This is a genomic window from Paenibacillus lautus, assembly GCF_050482385.1.
Classification (GTDB): Bacteria; Bacillota; Bacilli; order Paenibacillales; family Paenibacillaceae; genus Paenibacillus_AQ; species Paenibacillus_AQ lautus_B.
The window spans coordinates 317,828-340,147 of the sequence record NZ_JBCNHV010000005.1 but is presented as its reverse complement, the minus strand read 5'-3'; the positions used below and the strand labels follow the sequence as shown (position 1 = coordinate 340,147).

Annotated in this window: 23 protein-coding genes and 1 tRNA gene; 19 read left to right on the top strand and 5 right to left on the bottom strand. The window is 49.6% G+C overall.

All coding sequences use genetic code 11. The features are described from left to right. Window positions 1–153: 153 nt before the first annotated feature. A complete protein-coding gene (locus tag ABEW73_RS09220) occupies window positions 154–1,383 on the top strand; it encodes a chromate transporter (RefSeq protein ID WP_430164511.1) in 1,230 nt (409 codons plus the stop codon). 168 nt (window positions 1,384–1,551) lie between these two features. Continuing rightward, the gene (locus ABEW73_RS09215; RefSeq protein ID WP_430164508.1) at window positions 1,552–2,478 is read left to right on the top strand and encodes an NAD(P)/FAD-dependent oxidoreductase; all 927 of its coding nucleotides are present in this window, start codon (window positions 1,552–1,554) and stop codon (window positions 2,476–2,478) included. 205 nt (window positions 2,479–2,683) lie between these two features. On the opposite strand, the gene ABEW73_RS09210 is transcribed toward ABEW73_RS09215, so the two are convergent. Then, window positions 2,684–2,983, bottom strand: coding sequence for a hypothetical protein (locus ABEW73_RS09210; RefSeq protein WP_430164506.1), 300 nt, complete (start codon window positions 2,981–2,983; stop codon window positions 2,684–2,686). A 151-nt stretch (window positions 2,984–3,134) separates the two neighbouring features. Here ABEW73_RS09210 and ABEW73_RS09205 point away from each other — a divergent pair, with 151 nt between their 5' ends. The 8 genes from ABEW73_RS09205 (at window position 3,135) to ABEW73_RS09170 (ending at window position 12,420) form a co-directional block, all read left to right on the top strand. Beyond that, on the top strand, window positions 3,135–3,521 hold the full coding sequence (locus ABEW73_RS09205) for an antibiotic biosynthesis monooxygenase family protein (RefSeq protein WP_430164503.1): 387 nt from the start codon (window positions 3,135–3,137) through the stop codon (window positions 3,519–3,521). A gap of 219 nt (window positions 3,522–3,740) precedes the next feature. Then, window positions 3,741–4,721, top strand: coding sequence for an AAA family ATPase (locus tag ABEW73_RS09200; protein ID WP_430164500.1), 981 nt, complete (start codon window positions 3,741–3,743; stop codon window positions 4,719–4,721). Window positions 4,722–4,734: 13 nt separating this feature from the next. Further along, on the top strand, window positions 4,735–5,841 hold the full coding sequence (locus tag ABEW73_RS09195) for a DUF58 domain-containing protein (protein ID WP_430164498.1): 1,107 nt from the start codon (window positions 4,735–4,737) through the stop codon (window positions 5,839–5,841). Next, window positions 5,838–7,139: a DUF4129 domain-containing protein gene (locus ABEW73_RS09190; RefSeq protein ID WP_430164495.1), complete on the top strand. Its 1,302-nt coding sequence runs from the start codon at window positions 5,838–5,840 to the stop codon at window positions 7,137–7,139. The genes ABEW73_RS09195 and ABEW73_RS09190 overlap by 4 nt, the downstream gene beginning before the upstream one ends. Window positions 7,140–7,151: 12 nt before the next feature. After that, entirely contained in the window at window positions 7,152–9,104 is a 1,953-nt protein-coding gene (gene pulA / locus ABEW73_RS09185; protein ID WP_430164492.1) for a type I pullulanase, read from the top strand. A gap of 100 nt (window positions 9,105–9,204) precedes the next feature. After that, on the top strand, window positions 9,205–10,815 hold the full coding sequence (locus ABEW73_RS09180) for an S-layer homology domain-containing protein (protein ID WP_430164489.1): 1,611 nt from the start codon (window positions 9,205–9,207) through the stop codon (window positions 10,813–10,815). Window positions 10,816–11,446: 631 nt separating this feature from the next. Beyond that, window positions 11,447–11,902, top strand: coding sequence for a RidA family protein (locus ABEW73_RS09175; RefSeq protein ID WP_430164486.1), 456 nt, complete (start codon window positions 11,447–11,449; stop codon window positions 11,900–11,902). 2 nt (window positions 11,903–11,904) lie between these two features. Beyond that, on the top strand, window positions 11,905–12,420 hold the full coding sequence (locus ABEW73_RS09170) for a GNAT family N-acetyltransferase (RefSeq protein ID WP_430164484.1): 516 nt from the start codon (window positions 11,905–11,907) through the stop codon (window positions 12,418–12,420). 70 nt (window positions 12,421–12,490) lie between these two features. Here the strand turns inward: ABEW73_RS09170 and ABEW73_RS09165 are convergent, their stop codons facing one another. Further along, the gene (locus ABEW73_RS09165) at window positions 12,491–13,339 is read right to left on the bottom strand and encodes an alpha/beta hydrolase family protein (protein WP_430164481.1); all 849 of its coding nucleotides are present in this window, start codon (window positions 13,337–13,339) and stop codon (window positions 12,491–12,493) included. A gap of 192 nt (window positions 13,340–13,531) precedes the next feature. On the opposite strand from ABEW73_RS09165, the gene ABEW73_RS09160 reads away from it, so the two are divergent. The 9 genes from ABEW73_RS09160 (at window position 13,532) to ABEW73_RS09120 (ending at window position 18,734) form a co-directional block, all read left to right on the top strand. Further along, window positions 13,532–13,604 (top strand) — tRNA-His (locus ABEW73_RS09160). A 130-nt stretch (window positions 13,605–13,734) separates the two neighbouring features. Then, entirely contained in the window at window positions 13,735–13,995 is a 261-nt protein-coding gene (locus ABEW73_RS09155; protein WP_076322198.1) for a YqkE family protein, read from the top strand. 168 nt (window positions 13,996–14,163) lie between these two features. Beyond that, on the top strand, window positions 14,164–14,748 hold the full coding sequence (locus ABEW73_RS09150; RefSeq protein ID WP_430164478.1) for a uridine kinase family protein: 585 nt from the start codon (window positions 14,164–14,166) through the stop codon (window positions 14,746–14,748). Between the two features lie 133 nt (window positions 14,749–14,881). Beyond that, window positions 14,882–15,601, top strand: a complete 720-nt coding sequence (locus ABEW73_RS09145; protein ID WP_430164476.1) for a DsbA family oxidoreductase — start codon at window positions 14,882–14,884, stop codon at window positions 15,599–15,601. 91 nt (window positions 15,602–15,692) lie between these two features. Beyond that, window positions 15,693–16,499, top strand: a complete 807-nt coding sequence (locus tag ABEW73_RS09140; RefSeq protein WP_430164473.1) for a GNAT family N-acetyltransferase — start codon at window positions 15,693–15,695, stop codon at window positions 16,497–16,499. Between the two features lie 38 nt (window positions 16,500–16,537). Continuing rightward, window positions 16,538–17,137: a DUF4269 domain-containing protein gene (locus tag ABEW73_RS09135; RefSeq protein ID WP_430164470.1), complete on the top strand. Its 600-nt coding sequence runs from the start codon at window positions 16,538–16,540 to the stop codon at window positions 17,135–17,137. After that, window positions 17,130–17,600 carry a DinB family protein gene (locus ABEW73_RS09130; RefSeq protein WP_430164467.1) on the top strand — a complete coding sequence of 157 codons (471 nt, stop codon included), beginning with the start codon at window positions 17,130–17,132 and terminating at the stop codon, window positions 17,598–17,600. Before ABEW73_RS09135 ends, ABEW73_RS09130 begins: the two co-directional genes overlap by 8 nt. Before the next feature lie 53 nt (window positions 17,601–17,653). Continuing rightward, window positions 17,654–18,268: a TVP38/TMEM64 family protein gene (locus ABEW73_RS09125; protein WP_430164991.1), complete on the top strand. Its 615-nt coding sequence runs from the start codon at window positions 17,654–17,656 to the stop codon at window positions 18,266–18,268. Between the two features lie 148 nt (window positions 18,269–18,416). After that, window positions 18,417–18,734, top strand: coding sequence for a hypothetical protein (locus ABEW73_RS09120; protein ID WP_430164464.1), 318 nt, complete (start codon window positions 18,417–18,419; stop codon window positions 18,732–18,734). Between the two features lie 93 nt (window positions 18,735–18,827). On the opposite strand, the gene ABEW73_RS09115 is transcribed toward ABEW73_RS09120, so the two are convergent. Genes ABEW73_RS09115 through ABEW73_RS09105 form a run of 3 tightly spaced genes read right to left on the bottom strand, consistent with a single transcriptional unit; the run spans window position 18,828 to window position 22,208 of the window. Next, window positions 18,828–20,762: a CotH kinase family protein gene (locus tag ABEW73_RS09115; protein WP_430164461.1), complete on the bottom strand. Its 1,935-nt coding sequence runs from the start codon at window positions 20,760–20,762 to the stop codon at window positions 18,828–18,830. Window positions 20,763–20,780: 18 nt separating this feature from the next. Then, a complete protein-coding gene (locus tag ABEW73_RS09110; protein ID WP_430164458.1) occupies window positions 20,781–21,491 on the bottom strand; it encodes a DUF4956 domain-containing protein in 711 nt (236 codons plus the stop codon). Window positions 21,492–21,494: 3 nt separating this feature from the next. Then, on the bottom strand, window positions 21,495–22,208 hold the full coding sequence (locus ABEW73_RS09105) for a polyphosphate polymerase domain-containing protein (protein WP_430164456.1): 714 nt from the start codon (window positions 22,206–22,208) through the stop codon (window positions 21,495–21,497). Window positions 22,209–22,320: the final 112 nt, after the last annotated feature.

Here is a 22,320-nt window from a genome sequence, read left to right as displayed (position 1 = left end):
ATCCTATATAATTTTACATAGCGTTTACATAAATGGGTAGATTGATAATGAGTATTTGTTATAATCTGAAATTTGATAATGTTCTGTATACCTTGGGATGCACGAATTAACAGTTTCATTTCATTTAATCAAGCATATGGGGAGCGATGGATTTTGAATCCGGAGACAGATAAAGAACAAGCACAGGCTCAAGTTTCCAATAGACAACCGTCTGGCAGGTGGCGTGCCCTCGGCGAAACCTGGTGGACTGCTTTACAGCTGGGACTTACTTCATTTGGCGGACCGATCGCCCATCTCGGATACTTCCACCAGACTTATGTGCGGCGCAAACAATGGCTGGATGAGAAGAGTTACGCTGATTTGGTGGCCCTGGCCCAGTTTCTTCCTGGACCCGCCAGCAGCCAGGTGGGCATTGGTGTTGGGGTGATGCGAGCGGGATTATGGGGCGGTATCGTGGCCTGGCTTGGCTTCACGCTGCCATCCGTGCTCATGCTCATGATCTTCGCCTATTTGATGCAAACCTTCGATCCCGGCTCGGCAGGCTGGATTCAAGGGCTGAAAGTTGTGGCAGTTGCCATCGTGGCGCAAGCGGTTCTGGGTATGGCAGGAAAGCTGGCTTCTGGCCCCGTACGGGCGGCCATCGCGTTGGTAGCCATGGCCGTCGTTCTGCTGTGGCAGAGCCCCATTTCTCAAGTGACGGTCATCGCTCTGGCCGGCATCTCGGGACTGTGGTTGTTCAAGCGTCAAGCGAACGAAGAGGCAGCACCCGAAATGAAGATGCCGATCGGACGGAGAGCCGGACTCTTTTGCTTGGGCATGTTTGTTGTGTTATTAGTGGGTCTGCCGCTCCTTAAAGGGCTGACCGACAATGGTTGGGTAGCCATTGTGGACAGCTTCTACCGAGCAGGATCGCTTGTATTCGGCGGCGGACACGTCGTTCTCCCACTGCTGGAGAGTGAGACGGTGCTGAACGGCTGGATGTCTAAAGAGGAATTCCTGACCGGCTACGGAGCAACTCAGGCCGTGCCCGGTCCGTTGTTTACTTTTGCCGCTTACCTCGGGGTCTTGATCCAGGGGATTCCTGGAGGTGTCGTTGCTACACTCGCTATCTTTTTGCCTGGATTTCTGCTCATCGTTGGAACAATGCCCTTCTGGAACAGTATCCGCAGAAACCCCAAATTGCAAGGCATGCTGACAGGCATGAATGCGGCAGTGGTCGGGATTCTTCTGGCCGCTTTGTATCATCCCATATGGACATCCTCCATCCACAGTCCGCTTGAATTTGTGATCGGCGCGGGTCTGTTCGGGATGCTGATGTTCTGGAAGAGCCCTCCGTGGCTGGTTGTGATTGCCGGTGCATTAGCCGGACAGCTACTCCTGTGATTCATTGATTTAGACCTCGGCGCTTTGCGCCGGGGTCTATTTGGTTTTTCAGGAGTAAATCACGGCCGATTGGTTAAATATTTAGGGTGTACCTCTCTTCTTGAAGTATATCTTGACGCAAAGCGTTCCTGCTCTTAATTCGATATAGAAATGAGTGGATAAAGCTACATGTTGGATACCGAAGTGAAAGATTGCATTATCATTGGCGGCGGAATTGCAGGTCTGCAGGCAGCTATACAGCTGGGGCGGTATTCTGCCTACGATGTCCTGGTGATCGACCGGGGAACGGGGCGGTCCACCATATGCAAGAGCTACCGCAATATCCTAGGATGGCCGGATGGGGTTGCTGGTGAAGAGCTCAGGCGACGCGGACGTCAGCAGGCGGAGTCTGTTGGTGTCACGTTTGCTGCTGATGATATTCGGAAGGCGGAACGAGATGTGACGGAATATTTTGTGTTAACCGGTAAAGATGGAGTTCAGTACAGGGCCAAAACCTTGCTACTCGCAACAGGCGTGATGGATCGTTTTCCCAAGCTGCCAGGCCTGATGCCCACCCTGGGCACATCCGTCTTTGTATGCCCCGATTGCGATGGTTATGAAATTCAGGATCGAAAGACCGTCGTGATGGGATCGGGGGATCCCGGTGCCAGTATGGCCGTGCTGCTATCGGAGCGAACCAAGGATATCATCTACATTAATCATGAGGGGGAGCCAGCTTCTTCCGAGCATATGTCCCAATTGGCGGAGCTCGGGATTCCGTATATAGAGAAAAAGGTATCGGAAATTCATGAGGAGGGCGGCATCCTGTCGGCCGTCGTGCTGGAGGATGGGAGCATCGTGCCCGCAGAGCGGGGGTTCATATCTTTCGGCGGGAATATGATCTATTCCGAATTGGCCGAGCAGTTGGGGGCAGAGCTGGAGCACAATCGTCATGTCAAGACCGATCCAAGGTCCAAAATGACGAGTGTCGAGTTGCTCTGGGCCGCTGGTGACCTGGGCGTCCATTCCGAATTAACCACCGTGGCGATGGGGGAGGGTGCGACAGCTGCGATCTGGATCAACAAGACATTAAAGAAGATGACTAGCGGGGCTTAGAAAATCACGGTACGATTCAGTCGATAAACATTCTAAAAAAACCCGCCTGATCAGGCACGGCATCTAGCGAGCATGGCCGTGGATCAAGGCGGGTTTTTGTTAAGAGATAAGAACATAGAAACTTCAGAGGGCTGACCATCCTTTACTCGCAAGAAAAAGTTCCGCTATATGTGGTCTGTCCTAAAAAAAGTACGCCGATAGGCATTTACAGACCGAATCGGGTGATATGCTCTTCGAGCCTATACTTTTGCAATAATTCGGTTTGCTTGGGACCGATCAGATCAAAATGCGGGTAAGGCAGGCGATAATGGATATATTCCGGATTAAGACCGTTGGATACACACCAGTCCTCAAGGCGCTGGATGTTCGAGCAGCCTACCTTGGTTACGGTATGGAACTCCGGAAACCGCTTGTCGTACCAAAAATGGGTTAAAAAAGCGATGTCTCCTTGTGCGACCTTCTGCTTCCATTGCTGCAGTTCCTGTCTCGAGATGCCGAATGCCATGTTTGTCTCATCCTTATAAGTGTATTCATGCTTCTCATTATATCAGCATATACTTGACTGCACCTACTTGTTTTCCTTAGCATGGCGCTGCCAAATAACAAGCGTAACTGTTTACCGTTGATCGAATGGATATCGAAGAGGGGGATGCGATATGATACTGGAATCAGCGATACTTTATATCAAACCGGGGCTGGCAAGCGAGTTTGAAAGTGCTTTTCGGGAAGCTTCCGGCATTCTGTTAACGAAAAAGGGATATGTAAGCCATGAGCTTAACAAGTGCGTGGAGAACCGGGATGAATATATATTCCTCGTCCGCTGGAGCGGCATTAAGGATCATCTGATCGGCTTCCGCGGGCATCCGGACTATAAGCTATGGAATGCGTCTCTGGAGCCGTTTTATGCCCGGCCGCCTGAGGTTAGGCATTATATCGATATCCGGATCGATAGTCGCGAGCAGGCTGAGGCGGAGCTGACTAAGCTATTGATCCCTGAGAGCGGAACGGATTCGGTTTCCCATGACGAAAGGACGACAGAATAATCATATCTTCGAATATCGGGTGATATGCCAATAGGGTGCATTCTCGTAAGCTGTCCTTGGACAGCTTCTTGGCATATCGGAAGCACAGGAGACCGGGATATATGCTTATGGTAACAGAAGGAGAAGCCGGTCTATTGTAATCGGTCTTATTTTGTCCCGAATAACAGGAATTATGGGGTGTCATGACGAACTTTGTTGTAAGGTTAAACTACATAAGGGGTGGTTACAATTACTCTAGATTATCATGGCGTTCGTCGTCTTGCCGACGACATTCGGGCAAACGTTTCCAAAGTTATGGTAGGTAAAGAGCAGCTGATTGACAGACTGTTTATTGCCATGGTTACTTCAGGTCATGTTCTGCTGGAAGATGTGCCGGGTACAGGCAAGACATTGCTGGCTAAATCCATCTCGAAGTCGATTGATTGCACGTTTAAGAGGGTTCAGTTTACGCCGGATTTGCTGCCGACGGATCTGAGCGGCATTTACTTCTATAATCAACAATCCGCGACGTTTGAATTCCGTCCGGGTCCTTTGTTCACGAATATCCTTCTAGCCGATGAAATCAACCGGGCGACACCTCGTACGCAGTCCAGTCTATTGGAGTGCATGGAGGAACGCCAGATCAGCATTGACGGGGTAACCCATCAGCTGGAAGAGCCGTTTCTGGTCATCGCGACGCAGAATCCGCTGGAACAGCAAGGAACGTTTCCGCTGCCTGAGGCGCAGCTGGACCGCTTTCTGTTCAAACTGAATATGGGATACCCTACCTCAGAGGAAAGCGTGAATATTCTGAAGCGATTTAAAGATGATCAACCCTTGGAGTCATTAATGGCAGTTGCAACATCTGAGCGGATCGTACAAGCCAGACAGATCGTCAGCAAAGTACATGTCAGCGATGAGATGTTATCTTATATCGTTGCGCTTTCGGAGCAATCGAGACGGGATGAAGCGGTTGCCTCCGGGGTAAGCCCAAGAGGCTGTCAAGCCTTATTGAAGGCTGTGCAGGTACAAGCTATCCTGAAGGGCAGGGAATTTGTTACCCCTGATGATGTGAAGGATTTGGCTGTTCCGACTTGGGCGCATCGGTTGAAGCTTCGCGGGACGCTCCACAGCCGCGGCGGTGCTGCTGCGGCGGAAGAAGTGATCGAACGGTTGCTGCAGCAGGTTTCCGTACCGACTGAAGAAGGCATTTCGTCGTAGGGGGCGGATGGCTATGGGAGCCTACTGGATATTGTTCATCGCCGCTGTGGTCGTCGTCGTGCAGGGCAAGCTTTTCAAACGGATGGCCTTGAAAAGGTTGAACTACAGCCGCTCCTTCAAAGTGTCGACCTGCTATGAGGGGGATTCCGTGGAACTGATCGAAGTCATTGAGAACCGCAAAGCATGGCCTGTACCCTGGTTAAGAGTAGAATCCCAATTCCGCTCGGGTCTGGTATTTGATAATCAATTGAACCTGGATATCAGCGAGGGGCAGTTCAATCAGAACCACAAAAGCTTCTTCAGTCTTCTGCCTTGGACCAAAATCCTTCGCAGACATCGGATTACTGCTAAGCGCAGAGGCCTGTATAAGTTGGGTACGGTATCCATGACGACGGGTGATCTGGTCGGAATGGAGTCGATTGTCCAGAGTAAGACGTTGTCTGGTGGAATTATCGTGTACCCGATGCCGATGGATGTGTCGGATATGGCCCTTCCGGTCCAGACTTGGATGGGTGAAATGCTGGTCCGCAGATGGATCTTGGAGGATCCTTTCCTGATATCGGGCGTACGCGAATATCGCGACGGCGATCCGCTAAAGGATATTCAATGGAAAGCGACCGCACGGACGGGCATCCTGCAGGTCCACAGGCGGGATACCACAGCGGACAGCCGACTCTTGATCTATCTGAATATAGAGGATCATGAGCAGATGTGGAGCAAAGCGACGAGGCCGGAGCCGATCGAATATGGCATCCGCCTGGCGGCTGGCATTACAGCTCACTTATTGGCGCAGGGCATGGAGATCGGAATGGGGACGAACGGAACGCTTGGGGAGGATTCAACCGATGAAGCATTCGTCCCGGTTGCAGGCGGCATGACGCAGCAGCAGCTGATATTCGAAATGCTGGCGAGACTGGAGCTGACGCGCAAGGCTTCTTTTCATGATTATCTGGCCCATGAACTGTCCCGGCATGAAGAGGCAAGAGATATCCTCATTCTGAGCACTTACGTCAGCCCTAGGCTGGAAGAGATGTTTCAGCGATTTCGGGACCATGGGCACACGATTCAGGTATTTCCTCTCGATGATGTGCCGTCTCCTGCAAAGGAGGTGTCTGCATGACCTCTCAAGGCACTGGATTTATAAAGGCTTTCTTGCAGGGATTTGTGGAATGCGTGCTCTATTTTCCGGTTCTCTTTATTCCGGCGTTCTATCTGCTGCCTGAATCGTACCGCTGGGTATGGCCTGTCCTAGTATTAGGCGGGTACTTACTTGGCTATACCGGTGCGCGATGGTTCAAGCTGGATCGTCAGTTTAAGGCAACCTTATGGGCTAGCCTGGTTTCCATTACGGTATCCATTGCTTTCATAGGCGTTGATTTGACTCTTGTTTATTTCATCCCTCTGATATTTATTTCCAGTTATCGCGGATGCCGAATGGAGCAGGGAAGCTGGAATTTGATGTTTCCGGGGACTTATTTCTTAATAGGTTTGATTCTGTACGGGGTCAGCAGTTTTATGTTAAGTTTTATGGATTCATTTGAGGGTGGCATATCATCTCTGACCTGGATGGGGGCAGCGGCGTTAGCACTGACCCTGTTGATTGTCAATCGGCAGTTGGTGTTGGATGAAACACTGCCAGGCAATGATCAACCCATATTGGAACGGCGAGTTCTGCGCTACAATCGCTGGTTTATCATCGTATTGCTGCTTCTGGTCGCGGTGCTCGCTTTTCTTCCGCAGCTGCAGCAATGGGTCTCTGATATGGCGCGGGGGATCGCTGCATGGATCTCCGGATGGTTTAGCACTGGAGCGGAGCAGGCCCCCGAGCCGCCTTCGATGTCGGAGCCTCCGCCCGAAATGCCAGTCCTTGATGAAGAAGCCAAGCCGAGTCCATGGATGAAAGTATTGGAGCAAGTACTGATCTATGGCGTGTTCAGCGCTATAGGGATCGGGATTTTGTATGTTCTGTTCAGGTTTGGTAAAGTACTGCCTAAGCTGTATCGAAGATTCTCTGCATGGATGAACAGGATGATGAACAGACAGAGCGTTCAGCCCTCACTAGGTTATGAGGATGAAGTGGAGAATATTGAACATGACCCGGCATCCAAACGACTAAAACGGCTGTTGTCCGGTATGCGTATCGGCGGAAAGTTTCGGACGGGAGAAGGATCTGAGCGTTTGAATGAGAAAATTCGCCAAATGTATCGGATGATACTTTCCCGAAGTATCAGGGAAGGCTATCATTGGAAAGCATCGCTAACACCGCGGGAAACCGAAAGCGATCTTAAGGAATGGGACGGAAGGAAGGATCGTATTCCACAATCCTTGATCGAGCTTTACGAGGAAGCCCGATATGGTACCCGCACCATTACGGAAGAAGAAGTTGAACGGCTGCAATTGGATAGGAAGCATACATGAGGAGTGAACATCTTGTCGGTACAAAAAGAAAGCAATGCTGTTATTCACTACGGAGATCCCGCGGTTACTGGGGGAGTCTCCGTCTTCGATAAGGAATTTGACAAGCTTTTTTATTATGATGGAACGGACCTGGGGCTAACCTACCAAGCTCAAGAGTCCACCTTTCGCCTGTGGGCACCGACTGCTAGTGAGGCATACGTTATGCTCTATCCGGATTGGCATGCAGTAGAAGCCCGGCGAATCGCGATGACGCGTGATGTGAAGGGAACTTGGATACTGACAGTAGGAGAAAATCTTCAAGGGATGTTCTACACCTACCAGGTCCTTATCGGGGATCAATGGAACGAAGCTGTCGACCCCTACGCTGCCGCTGTAGGCGTCAATGGGGATCGTGCTTACATCTTGGACATGGCCTCGACCGATCCGGAACACTGGACAGAAGAGAAACCCCCAGTTCATAGTCCTCTGGATGCCGTAATCTATGAACTGCATGTTCGTGATTACACCATTCATCAAGACAGTGGAGTGAAGCATAAAGGTAAGTTTGCAGGTCTGGCGGAGACAGGTACCCGAGGCCCGGGAGGGATTCGCACAGGGCTTGATCATATTGTCGAGCTAGGGGCCACGCATGTGGAGCTGCTCCCGATCTACGATTTTGCAACGGAAAGCGTGGACGAAACCAAGCTTCATGAGCCGCAGTACAATTGGGGATACGACCCGAAGAACTACAATGCTCCCGAAGGCTCGTATGCTACGGATCCGTATGTGCCTGAGGTTCGGATTCGTGAACTGAAGCAGTTGATTCAGACATTCCACGATCATGGCCTTCGGGTCATCATGGATGTGGTGTATAACCATGTATATGACGGGTATCTGATCAATTTCACGAAGCTGGTCCCCGGATATTACCTGCGCTATACGAAGGACGGCAAATTCTCCAACGGATCCGGGTGTGGTAACGACACGGCATCCGAGCGTCCGATGATGCGGAAATTCATTGTGGAATCCGTCCTACATTGGGTGAAGGAGTACCGGATTGACGGTTTCCGATTTGACCTGATGGGATTGCTGGATGTGGAGACGATGAATGAAATCCGTGCGCGCCTGGACGAGATTGATCCGTCCATCATCACGATCGGCGAAGGCTGGGTCATGAATACCGAGTTGGATGAGAAGAAGCGAGCGAATCAGCAGCAGGCCCCCGTGATGCCGCGCATCGCTCACTTTAACGACGGATTCCGCGATGCGGTCAAAGGAGACATCTTCCAGTTTGATTATAGAGGCTTCGTGAGCGGCGGAGAAGGATATGAGGACAAGGTGAAGCAAGGCATCGTCGGTGGTATTCCGTATTCCAAAGATATCAAGGCGTTTGCTTCCGAACCGGATCAGTGCGTAAATTACGTGGAATGTCATGATAACCATACCTTATGGGACAAAATTATACAGTCCACCGCGGGGGAGAAAGATGCCATACGTCGCGATATGCACCGGCTGTCATCAGCCATGATCTTGACCAGTCAAGGCATCCCTTTTCTGCATGCTGGTCAAGAGTATTACCGCTCCAAGAACGGAGTGGAGAACAGCTATAATTCTAGTGATGAAGTGAACCGGCTGGACTGGGGTATGGCATCGGAGCACCAGGATGGAGTGAAATACATTCAACGGCTCGTTCAGCTCCGCAAGAAACATCCGGCATTCAGATTGAGGGATGCCGCGTCGATTCGCAAGCATCTTCAGTTTGAACCATGTCCTGAGCATACCGTTGCTTTCACGCTTCGTGATCATGCGGGCGGTGATCCAGAGAAGCATATCTATGTTCTCTATTATGCAGCACGGAAAGAATCCTCCCTGGTTTTACCTGAGCTGGGCGAATGGAAGATTCTGCTTGGCGAAGAGCATATTAAGCGTTTAACCCGGAATTCCCTTGTCGTAGAAGGGATCGGTGCTGTCATTTTATCCTGTTAATACTAAACAGGAAGCGGATATTACCAAAAAATGAATAATGCCTGATTCTATGATCATCTGATATGCTGATGGTATCAGATGATAGAATCGAGGCGTCTCTTTGAAGAAGTATTTCCTGTCACTTTGTTTGCTGCTGTCATGTACATCGTTTTTTGGCCTTTTTCAGGCATCAGCGGCTCAAGCTCCTAGCCCGACCGATTTTCACGATATCTCGGCAAGCTTCGCAAAAGACGCGATCCAGCGTCTGGCCAAGAGAGGTATCGTAAGCGGGGATGGCACAGGAGCTTTTTTGCCGCGAAATTCGGTTACCCGGGCCGAATTCATTGCCATGGTTGCCAGGATGCTCAAGATGGAGCCCGTTCCGAATGATTTATCCGCGTTTCGGGATGTTCCCAAATCCGCATGGTATTATGGCTGGGTTCACGCGGGACTTAATTTGTCCATTGTTGAGGGGAACGGTTACCGGTTCTACCCCAATGCTTCTATAACAAGGCAAGAGGCTGCTGTGATGGTGATTCGTGCCATGAAAGATAATGGATATATGAACGGAAATACAGCTGGCCAATACACGGATTCTGCTTCTATCGCGGAATGGGCTTGGAATGCCGTTGGCAAAGCGACCGATACAGGCTGGCTGCAGGGGAGTAAGGGACAGTTCAGGCCGCAGGATGCGATCACCCGTGAGGAAACGGCTATGCTGTTGGATCGGGTCCTGCAGTCGGGAAATGTGCTGACCCAGATAAACCTTCAGACTCCTGCAAATGTTCATATGGGCTGGTTGTATAACGGTACAACGAATCAATATATCTCCTATGCCAAACGGGCCGGATTGAATGTTCTGGTACCACGCTGGTATTACATGGAGGCTAACGGCAAGCTGACGGACCATACCGACAAGGAGCTGTTGAATTGGGCTCATAACAACAGTCGGCAGGTGTGGGCTATGGTGGGGAACCGCGGGAATGCGGAAGGAACTCATCAAGTTTTAAGCAGCGCACAGTCCCGGAAGTCCGTGGTTGACAGTATTGCAGCGAATGTATCGCGGTATCGATTGAACGGGATCAATATTGATTTTGAGAACGTCATGCCACTGCCACAGGATCGTCAGAATCTGACGGCCTTTATCACGCAATTATCCATAGAGATGAGGCGGCTTGGAGCCAAGTTATCCATCGATGTTTCACCTGATCTGAATACGGATTGGACGGCTGCATTCGATTACGCCACGCTTGGCACTCAGGTGGACTATATGGTGCTCATGAGTTATGACCAGCACTGGGGTGGTTCGCCAATAGCGGGATCCGTTTCCTCGCTCCCTTGGAGTGAATCCGCGCTGCGCAAGCTGCTGACTCAAGTTCCGGCTAAGAAGAGCATTATCGCGTACCCGCTGTACACGAGGGATTGGAAGATCGCTTCGTCGGTATCCTCGGAGGACATCAGTTTGGCCGAGCAAGGACATCGCATTCGCCTTAACAAGGCTCCACTCACATGGAATGCCAGCGTGGCGCAGTATGAAGCGGCTTATAGCAGCGGCGGCATTCAGCATCGCATATGGACCGAGGAGGCCCGCTCTTTATCCATGAAACATCTTATGGCTGCCAGATACCCTATTTCCGGTTACGCCTACTGGTATCCGGGCGCCGAGACAATTGACGTATGGCAGGCCATTCATAATGCGGAACGTTATGCTTATTATTCGTTCCGGATCTAAACATCAGATATGTTGATTTCAAGACCAGCCTCGATGAGTGAGGCGGGTCTTTTTTTCCTCGATAGACTGTTCCGCTCACATCTTGGATTGCCGCAAGATAAGGGGCTAAAATGCTCCGCACCATGGCCAGCACGATCGATGGATTTTCTTTCATCTCATCCAATGAAATGGCGTGCTTCGCCGCGCTGATTATAAGTATGTATATCTTATCTAAATCGCTCCAAGTTGCAAGGAGATAAGCCAAGCACACCAAATATTGAATGATTTTTCGTCCAAAAATCCCACTAGGATCGCTTTACACTAGTTTTTGAACGATTTCTCGTGCAAATTTCTGGAGCTGTATCCTTATGTATTCGTTGTTGTACGTTTTTTCGTACAACTCTCTTACAACGAATGACTGTGTACATGCTTTTGTACGATTTTTCATACAATTCAGGTATCCGATTTTACGGTAGAGGTGCGCGTCTAGGTAACAATCTTGCTCCGGATCACAATAATCATAGATACAGTACAACTCTATTTCAGCACCACCATCTAATTCAAAAAAAAGTTTTTTTTACTTGTAAAGAGGTCATTCCGTGATACAATAGTTGGAATTTACATAGAATATTTTTCCTGTAGGGGGGATCATATGACCGATCGTGCGGAGGAACGTCTGAAGCAGCTGGGCATCAGCCTACCTAAAGCAGGCTCGCCAGCAGCGAAGTATGCCAATTATGTCATCGTTAACGGATTGATGTATGTTTCAGGCAAGGGTCCCTCAGGACAGCCAAGAGGGAAATTGGGAGAGCATTACACAACAGAGCAGGGGTATGAATATGCTCGATTGACCGGGATTGAAGTCTTGGCCGTATTGAGCGAAGGCCTGGGATCACTTGATAAAGTGAAGCGCGTGGTCAAGGTTCAAGGCTTCGTTAACGCAACAACCGACTATGAGGAGCATCATAAGGTGTTGAATGGATTCTCGGACTTGATGCTTGAGGTGTTCGGAGACCAAGGGACTCACGCCAGATCCGTATTCGGAGCCGTATCCTTACGGGAACAACTGCCTGTTATTGTAGATTCAATCTTTCAAGTGGAGGAATAGGCATGGTATTAGTGTTAAGGGAGCTGCAGGTGAAGGAGGATGAAAGCCTGCTGCTTATGGTCCAGGAAATCGGCCAAGGCGAGAATGGCTTCGTTAATGGTCTAAATAGCGGAGGCATGGAAGAGTTCGCCTCTAAGGTCCAACGCAACTACGAAATGGCGAGAGGCATCGATCTGCCGGAAGAGTATGTTCCCCAGACGATATATTGGTTATACGATAACGACAAGCCTGTAGGATACGGTAAGCTGAGACACCGACTGAATGAGAATTTGCAAGAGCTAGGGGGACATATCGGGTATGTCATCAGGCCGTCGGAGCGTGGGAAAGGATATGGCAAGCGGCTGCTGGCGGAGTTGGTCAAGAAAGCCTATGACAAAAACATAAACCGGGTCCTTCTGACCTGTGATGAATTCAACCTGGCTTCACGTTGCATCATTGAATGGAATCACGGTGAATTAAGTTCCATGACGAACGGGACGTGTAAATACTGGATTGAGACGGCTGCTGGGCACAACTAGGTGGAAGCAATCCAAACAAACGCGCTTGGAGAGAGATGAGGAGAAGTGAGGAGCGCTCCTCAACTTCTTCTTATTTCTTCAACCAGTCGAACATCCGGTTGATCGCCGCTGCATGCTGCGGCGGTGGGAAATGATGCCCAAGCCCTTCGTACAGGTGGGCTTCCGGCTGATGTCCCTGCTCATGAAGCTTGTCCAGCATCCGGTAACTATGTTCCACCTGGACCTGTTCGTCCTGCGTCCCATGGACAATCAGGACCGGACATCGGATTCGGTCCGCATAATGGATCGGTGACCGGAGAATGTATCGTTCCGGAAACTTGGTTGGCGTACCGCCAATGATGCGTTTCATCATCCTGCGCAGATCGATTCGTTCCTCGTAGGTTTGCGCCAGGTCGGAGACGCCGCTCCAAAGAATCAATTTGGATACATGCGGTGACAGGGCGGCTGCCACGGCTGCATTGATCGCTCCGCGGGAAAAGCCTAACAGATGAATACGATTGTTATCTATCCATGAAATGCGCGATAGCCATTCGATTGCGGAGATCACGTCCATCGTATCGGCACCGCCGAATTCATCCCTGCCCTCGCTGCCTTCATTCCCACGATAGGCTGGAGCAAACACCGCATAACCTTGCGCCGCGAATTCTTCGACCCACTTCAACCTTACCGCCCCAACCCGTCCAATGCCACCGCGGCAATACAGGACCAGTGGCAGCTTAGGTTCAGTTGACCCGAAGGATCCTTCCGGGACATTGTCCTGATTCAAGGAGCATGCAAGCGTGTCGGTTACCGTTACGCCGGGTATGGCATCGACCGTCTTGGACATCTCATGGGTGCTCGAACGGGGTAACTGCGGCGGCAAACCCAGATATCCCTTAACATGTAATCCCTCTGAGACATAATCAATATGATAGATCATCGATGTCCTACCTCCTATGCTAAAATCATATTGTATCGAAAAAGGGCTCTATTATCAGATGTTGGAGTTCAAGTAAGTATAGTACGTTCTTTCCGTTGAAATCAAGAATGGTCTGTAAAAAATTACAATTTGCCAAATGGATAAATGTCTGATAAAATATCTTCTCAAGAATATGAAATTCTCATTGTCATGGCGGTCGTGGCGAAGGGGTTAACGCACCGGATTGTGGTTCCGGCATTCGTGGGTTCAAGTCCCATCGATCGCCCTCAAAGTAAAGTATACGTAATGAGAAGAAGAGCCAAGAGGCTCTCTTTTTTTTTGATTTTTTCAAACAGATATAGATGCCAGACCGTACATAAGATGATATAATGATGTGGAAATCGAGGTGAATCATCATGGCAAAAAAGAAACGAACATCCCCATTGCCGCGAACCGAAGCTGCCGATAAACCCGCAACGTTAAAGGATATGCTGGACCCTCAAGTTCTGGCGAAGTTGAAGGCAACAACCGAATCCTTGAAAGCCAATGAAGCCGAGCGGCTTGAGCAGGAAAGGCAGGAACGGGAAGCTGTGCGCAAGGCTGAACAGAAGCGGCGCGATAATGATTTTGAATATTTACTGGAACACAGCGAGATGGATTGGAAAAAATATAAGTAACAGGCGGCGGTATGCTGTCTGTTTTTTTTGTTACAACGGTACTGTCTTGTGTGAGAGTACGCCGGTTGATGTGTTTCTTGTAACGCAGGAACTTTCAACTTCCTTGGATCGGTTGTATAATAATGGAACCTATACATTGGACATACATGCGGAGGAAGATGAAAGCATATGGAGCATAGGCAGACTTTAAGGATCGGGATTGGCGGAGGTTCAGGCAGCGGCAAGACAACGCTAAGCCTTAAGCTCAAGGAGAGGTTAAGCGAGTACCGGGTGGTCATCTTCCATATGGATAAATACTATAAGTCCGTGAGGCCCTTGACCAAGGCGCCCTTCACGAATCAAATATTTGAGGATTTTAACCATCCGGATGCCGTCGATATCGAGCGTCTGACCGAGGAATATGATCACGCCGTCCATAGTGGCAAATACGATGTAATCGTCATGGAAGGATTTCTTCTGTATCAATTCGAATATCTTCGGAACACCCTTGATTTGAAGCTGTTCGTAGACTGCCCTGCAGATGAAAGAATGCTTCGCAGAAACCGCTGGTTTATCGATAAGGGGCATAACGAGGAAAGTGTGCTTCAGGAATATTTACAGCTTGTGAGATACAGGCACGATGAATACGTTGAGCCTACCCGCTGGCATGCGGATCTGGTAATGAATAGTTCCCTGACGAGAAATCAAGGCTTTGAGGTTGTGACGGATTGGATTCTAACCAGATTACTGGAGAACAGGAATCCGCTTAGATAACAGGCGTGTTTGTACTCGGAATCCTGGAACATCCATGCAAGACCTCTCCGTATTCATGTGAGGTGTTGATGTCATGCTGAAAGCGGGTTACAATAAGTAAGTTAGTATTCATACTCGCTAGGAGGCGTAAAGAATGAAAGTTGAAATATGGTCGGATTTTATGTGTCCGTTCTGTTATATTGGTAAACGCCGTTTCGAATCGGCTTTGGAGCAATTCCCTAATAAAGATCAGGTTGAAGTGGTATACCGCAGCTTTGAGCTTGATCCCAATGCATCGTATAAGGCCGGGATTTCAATGGATGAGATATTGGCATCCAAATACGGCATGAGTATCGAACAGGCTGAGGCTGCGAACGCCAACGTGACCCAGCAAGCGGCAAGCGTCGGGCTTACTTATCACATGGATCGCGTCATCCCTGCCAATTCATTTGATGCTCACCGTCTGGTTCATTTTGCATCCGGGCATGGTAAAATGAAAGAAATGACGGAGCGGTTGTTCCGTGCACACTTTACAGACGGCGAGAATCTTGGTGATAAGAATCGGTTGGCCGATCTGGCAGCTGAAGTCGGCCTGGAGCGGGATCAGGCAGTGACCGCGCTTGAGAGTGACGATTTCCAATCCGAAGTAAGGGCAGATGAATCAGCTGCAACCAATTTGGGAATTCGGGGAGTACCATTCTTCGTGCTGGGAGGCAAATACGCCGTGTCCGGTGCGCAGCCGCTGGAAGTGTTCACGGACGCTCTAGATAAGGCTTATCGTGAAGCGAATCCGCTAGTGATGGTGAATGATTCCGACAGCAGCGACGGCATGTGTGCCGACGGATCTTGCGATTTGCCAGGCAGCGCGAAATAAAACATAAGCAGCAAGTAAGGGCCCGAAGCATCAGTAAGCGATCTTCGGGCTCTATTTTTCCAATTACTAATGATAATACATAGGAGGCCATATGCGGCATCTTCCATCTGAGGAACTTATCCATCGCATTCAGGATTCGGAAACGGAATATATGTTGGATCGAATGAAAGCAATCGAAGGTCGGACCGGAAATCCCGAAGGGGTCGAAATGAAGCGCTTCGGCCATGCGCTGTGCTTGTACAGCAAGACGATGCCTTGGCTTTCTTTTAACACGGTGAAAGGACTGCGTTCAGAGGATCTGAATAATTTGGACGATATCATCGACTTTTATCAATCGAGGGACCGCAAATTCCAGTTTGAGATCGTACCCGGCCTGGTGAATCAGGAAGTTCTGACTGCGCTTGCCGATCGCGGATTCTATCAATCTGCTTTTCATAATTCCATGTATATGGACCCGCAAGAGCTGAAGGGTGTGCAAGGTAATGGAATTGTGATCAGAACAATAGACAAAGATGAATTTGAGGATTATGCTAAAGTTCATTGCCGTGGAACAGGATTGCCTGATCAAGGGATTCCATCTGTAGCCGCGAATAACCGTGTATTGTATTCACGCCCGGGATGGAGCTTCTATATCGCTTATGTCGAAGATGAGCCGGCTGCAGCTGGCGTCATGTATGTAAATCAATTGACAGCGTCACTAACATTTGCGGCAACAATCCCGGAGCATCGTAGACAGGGCTTGCAGCAGGAGCTGCTTCGTAGGAGAATACAGGAGGCGAAGCTTGTAGGATGCGATCTGATTGCCTCCCAATGTGCCTTCTTATCGCAGAGCCATCGTAATATGGAATCGGTTGGCATGAAGCTGGGCTATGTTCGGACGACGTGGACCGAGCGCTAACCAGAAAGTTCAGAGCAGTAAGGCAGGTGGTGGCAGCCATGCAAGATCATATGGATTTTCTTAATTTGGAGTACTTACGACTAGGCACTGCTAAACAGAAGCAAGCAGCCCTAGTTATAGACGAGCTTAAACTATGGGATCATTTGAAACCCTGCAACCCGATATTGGTGGGTACGATCCCTATTGGGATTGACATCGCTTCAAGCGATCTCGATATCATATGCCATGTGACGGATTTTGCCCGTTTTGAGCAAGAGCTCATGTCGCGTTATAGTGAACTTGATTCGAATTTCACCTGCTCATCCCGTATGGTCAACAACGTGAATCGAACGGTAGCTCGTTTTCGGTATAAGGGGTGGGAATTTGAGATTTTTGCACAGCCATTACCTTCGACGAAGCAGAATGGTTACCGTCATATGATTGTGGAATACAAGCTTTTGCAGCGACTCGGTGAAACTGCAAGACAAGGCATCATCGAGCTGAAGAGGTCGGGTTACAAGACGGAGCCTGCCTTTGCGAAGCTGTTACATATCACAGGCGATCCTTATGAGGAGCTGCTCAAGATGTATCACTGGCCGGAGGATCGAATGGACGCCTATATTAAATCTTATATCGACAAGGAGAATGGATATGAGTGACAAACAGCAGCTGCTGAATGAGTATTCCGCATGGATTGGCAAAGTGAAAGAATTCGCGGAACAAGAAGAGGGATTCTGGAGCACCCCGATTGCTGAGGGGAAATGGGCCGTGCGTGATGTGGTGTGCCATATCATGCGCTGGGATGAGTATTTTTACAATGAAGCCATTGCCAAAATTTCTGCAGGGGATGTATTGACCGTCCGGCATGTGGATTATGACACTTTCAATGAACAGTCGAGGCAATATGCCAAGACGTTATCAACAGAAGCGCTGGTGGATCAGACGATAACCGCAAGGGAGAAACTGATTCAGGCGATCGAATCCTTGCCTGAAACGTCATATGAGTTGCGGTACACGGACGGGGACGGGCATCCCTTTGAGGTAGCGCAATTTATGCGGGATTTCATCTGGCACGACAACCACCATCTGGCTCAGCTGAATCAGGTGCTTCAGGTCAGCTAGTCGGCAATACTTAGCAGAAATGGGTGAAGTCATTGATTGGCTACTTGGACATCATGTCTTACTTTACAGAGAGCAACCTGGAATGGTTGTTAGAACAATTTAGAGCCTTAGGCCCGCTGCCGGGCATCCTTCTGACTTTCCTGAAATCCTTCATTCCACCGATGCCCACGATCGTGATCGTAGGTGTGAATGCGGCGGTGTATGGGCTGTGGGCAGGGTTTCTTTACTCCTGGATCGGTATGGTGGCTGGATGCTTAACGACCTTTCTCATCGTGCGCAAAATATCGGGTACACCTCTGATCGAACGCTGGGCGAATAAACCTAAAGTTCAGCGTGGTATGCGCTGGATTCAGCGCAACGGTTTCAGTTACGTTTTCCTGCTAGGCATACTCCCCGTAGGGCCGTTTGTCGCGGTCAACGTAGCCGCCGGGCTGGCCAGAATGAACCTGATGTCCTATCTGATGGCTGTAACCTTGGGCAAGGGCATTATGGTGTTCTGTGTCTCATACATCGGTGCCAACCTGTCCGATTTTATTGCGGAACCTTTTAAATTGTTCGGTGTTCTTGCCTTTATCGTGCTGTCCTTATGGGTCAGTCGGAAGCTGGATTCATACTTTATAAGAAAACAATCGGTACACGATCAACAAGCAGAGTTCGAGTCCCATTGAATAGCATCATTGCTGAGGAAAAAATAAAGTTGGCGGTATGGTTCTTTATGGCCATATCGCCTTTTGGCATATCACGATCTCGCCTTCTGCTGTATAATGGAAAAATCGTGATATCTAAACCAGCATGATTGAAAAGGGAGTAAGTGTTATGACCAAATTGGCCTCATCCATTCTCGAAATGATACGCATGATGATCATTATGATGATCTTTGTGACGGTTCTGGGCAACATTGAACATCAAATACTGAAGGCCTGGATACCTTGGAACGGACTATATTTCCTGTTCCTGTTTGTGGGGAATGTATTGTGGTTTCTTGTACTTTACCGAAATCGTCTGCAGTTCAGCGGTTGGTATCGTTCAACCGCGACCCAGCGCAAGCTGTCTAGAAATATGACGAGGATCGTCATGGGTCCGGGCATGATCCTCATCGGAGCGCCCATCATGATCACGTGGTTCATTGTATAACAGGTTTAATCCATCGGCCATAGGCTCAAACGATCGGATATAAAGGGGCAGCTCCAAAGGTATCGACCTTTGGAGCTGCCCCTTGTTTGATGATTACAGTCTTTTACGTTTATACAGCGTTACAAAGAGACAAGAGAGAAGAAGAAGCACGATTGAGACTCCGGCGTACAAGGCCTCCTTGGCACTGCCTTGATCCTCGGCAGCCCCGTTCGACCAATCGCCCGGCCGGCCCATTCCCCGGCCTCCCTGCATTTGACCGCCAAACTCGCCGCCGAATCCGTTCCCCCTCTGCCCCTGAGGGACATCCGGCATCTGGCCTTGACCATTCTGGCCGGGGTCCTGAGGCATGGTTGATTGGTTTCCATCGGAAGGGGCGCTAGCGCTCGATCCGACAGCCGATACGACTGACAAGGAAGGTTCATCTCCTGTAGGTACGGTGTCGGTGTCGAGATCTCCTTCAGCTTTGCCTGTAGCATCTGCGCTACTTCCCGATGCGTCGCCAGAAGGTTCAGGAGTAGCGCCGTCGTTGTTGGCAGGCGTGTTCCCACCAGAGATGCTTCCGGCCGGGGTGTCGATTAGAGGAACTAACCCATTTCCATTCGTACGGCCGCTGGCAGCTCCTTTCGGTGTCGTGCTCGTGCCAGTATCAGTATCAGTATCAGTCGAGTTCCCCTTGGCACCTTCATTCGAATTAGGCTGCGGCGTACTGTTATTCCCGCCAGGTACCATTCCGCCATCACCAGGTCGCATGCCGCCGCCGCTGCCGCTTCCGTCACCTGCGGAAGGGATCGTCCCATCCAGCTGCTGCTGGATATTATCCATTGACTCTTCCACGAATGAGGTCAATGTCGGGATGGATTGCTCGTACTCCTCATAGGAATAGAAAGGTCTAGGGTCTTGCTTTACGTGTTCGGAAATTAAGTCTTGTAATTGCGTCACCCGCTCGTTGAATGCTTCCTGCTGCATGTAGCCCTCCAGCATCTCCGTGAGGATGGCGTGATAGCGTTCCTTATATTCGTCAACCTCGAGCAGCTTGGCAATCAGGGGTCGTTCAGCCAAAGCCCCCTGGGTCGGCTCGTCAATGAGGATGCCGGAGCCGCCAAGCCCCCCGAATGCCATGTTATAATCCCAAGGCAGTACGGAGAAAATGCCGTTGTTCTCATATAAGTAATAGTTCTGTTTGTTCGATCCCAGATAACTGTCCATATTGGAGGCAACCACGTTCAAGGCAACGTACTTGAGTACATTATCCACGTCCAGCACCTTATCATAATCGGAGCCGTTATTGAGCTCATCCAGCATATCGATCAATACATCGTCGTTGGATGATTTGGATTTCATGACAAGTCCGGTATAGGAATCCGGGTCATTGCCAAGCCAAGTCAGATCGCTGCCCGCACCGTTCATTTCGGCCTTGTACAAGGCGCCGTACGAATGATCGAAATGACGCTCTAGATAGGAATCGCCAATCTGTTCAATCGCGAGGTAGAACCCCCATAATTCATCGTTAACGTATACATTGACGTAAGAGAAGCCGGGTGTTGGCAGTCCGACGGAATCCGCCAGCTCGTAGGTCAGAAATTCCCGCATATAGGAGGCGTCGCTGTAGTTGTTGTTCAGATTGATTTTACTGATTCCATTCAAGGTTTGATTGAGGTATTCGTCAAAGGATATTTTGAAGCTGTAGCGGTCGGAGTCGGAATTGACCACGCTGCGCAGGCTTAAATTGCCTTTGGTGCGAATGCCGACATGATCAAATTGCATGCCGTTGTAATTGACGGATGCTTCTTTATACTCTTCGGCGCTGGCGTTGTCCAGCATATTCTGAAAATCCGTTTCGTTCATCGTGATTTTAACATCTATGACCTTATTCTTCGGAAAAACCGCTGAATCGATTTGCTCCTGCTGGGCATCACTCTCCGTGCTGCTCACCGTTTCGGCAGCTGGGGGTGTCCATTGGCAGCCTGAGATCAGGAGGACTAGGGTCAGCACAAGGGACAGCAGGACCGTCAATCTTATCTTTTTCATCTCTGACCACCGCCTGACTTAGGATACATAGTCGCCACTGTAACTGATCAGAACCGCGTTATGGACACCCGGGAGCTGGGACAGCTTGGTTACGAACTGGCCTTCGGCGTCACGGAGCCTTACTTCCAGCGTCAGTTCAATGCTGCCTGGGGTCACGGTTTTTTGCTTCAGATTATAACGCTTCACGGCTTGACCGATTTGTTCCTTTACAGCCTGCTCGCTCTGCTCATTATCGCAGTGAATGACGAGTAGGTAAGGCGTATCCACAGTTGCTTTTTTAATGAAGAAGAACAGGATAAGACCGACTACGATGGAGCCGATGGCTGCCAGTGTGTAGAACCCGGCTCCGGTTACGATCCCGGCAACCGCGGCCCAGAACAGGAAGATGAGATCGGTTGGGTCCTTTATAGGCGTACGGAAACGGACGATGGAGAGCGCGCCGACCATACCGAGCGAGAGCACGAGATTCGAGTTGATGGCAATGATGACAACGGCCGTGATCATGGTCATCCCAATCAGAGACACGTTAAAGCTTTTGGAATACAGCACCCCGCTGAAGACTCTTTTATAGAGCAGATAAATGAATAATCCGATAATGAAGGCAACGGCCAGCGTAATTAGAATTTTGGCGATGCTGATATCGGATACGAAGTTTTCCATGACGGAGTTTTTGATGATATCCGAAAAATTGGTGGTGCTTGTACTGCTTGATGTAGATGTGGTGTTCATGAATTATTGATCCTCCCATGTGTTATATTTCAGAAATTTGCGGCACATTACATACTTGGAGGCCGATTGACGGCCCAGTCCTTCCAACTGCAGCGCGATTTTGATGTAATCCGGGATATACTCGTCATATTTGACTTCCAGTATGATCAGATTCTCATCGATCGCCCGGATGGGCAGCAGATTCTGATTGAACAGATCCGTGGAGTGCAGGCCGGTTCGAAGCTCCTTATCAAACGTAATCCGGACATTTCCGTTAGGGCAGACATACGGCTCGCGGACATAATCGACAATAACCTTGGGCCGCAGCAGCTTATGCTTCATCTCGTGATACAGCTCCATCATCAATGGCGTGTCTGGCTGATAGAGGCATTCATATTCGCCAGCCATGATCTGATCGACCATCTTCCTTGTGAGCGGCTCCTTCAGCTTGGCGATGTAATCCCGGAATTTGATTTTTTTCTCAAAATGGATGGTGTCGTCAGTTCCGTTGTAGATGCGGATGCGGTATTTCACCCGGTCCCGAACCCCAGCCAGCTTCTCGTATAAAGCTTTGTTGTTGATATCATCAAAGTACAAACTTCGAATGTGATATTCCCCGCCGGGCCCTGCATGTTGATCGTAGTTCACCAGATTTTCCAATCGTTGACGGATGATTCGGTATTGGTGAATATTCACGAAAAATTTCAGCTCGTTCCGGTATTTCAATGGGGTTGTCATGATTCCACCTCGTTTCTCTCTATCATTCGTTTGCTTGTTTGCTTACGAAATCTATCCTATCAATCGTTCCTGATATCTTTCTTAAATGCGGCTGAATGTAAACTGAATGTTT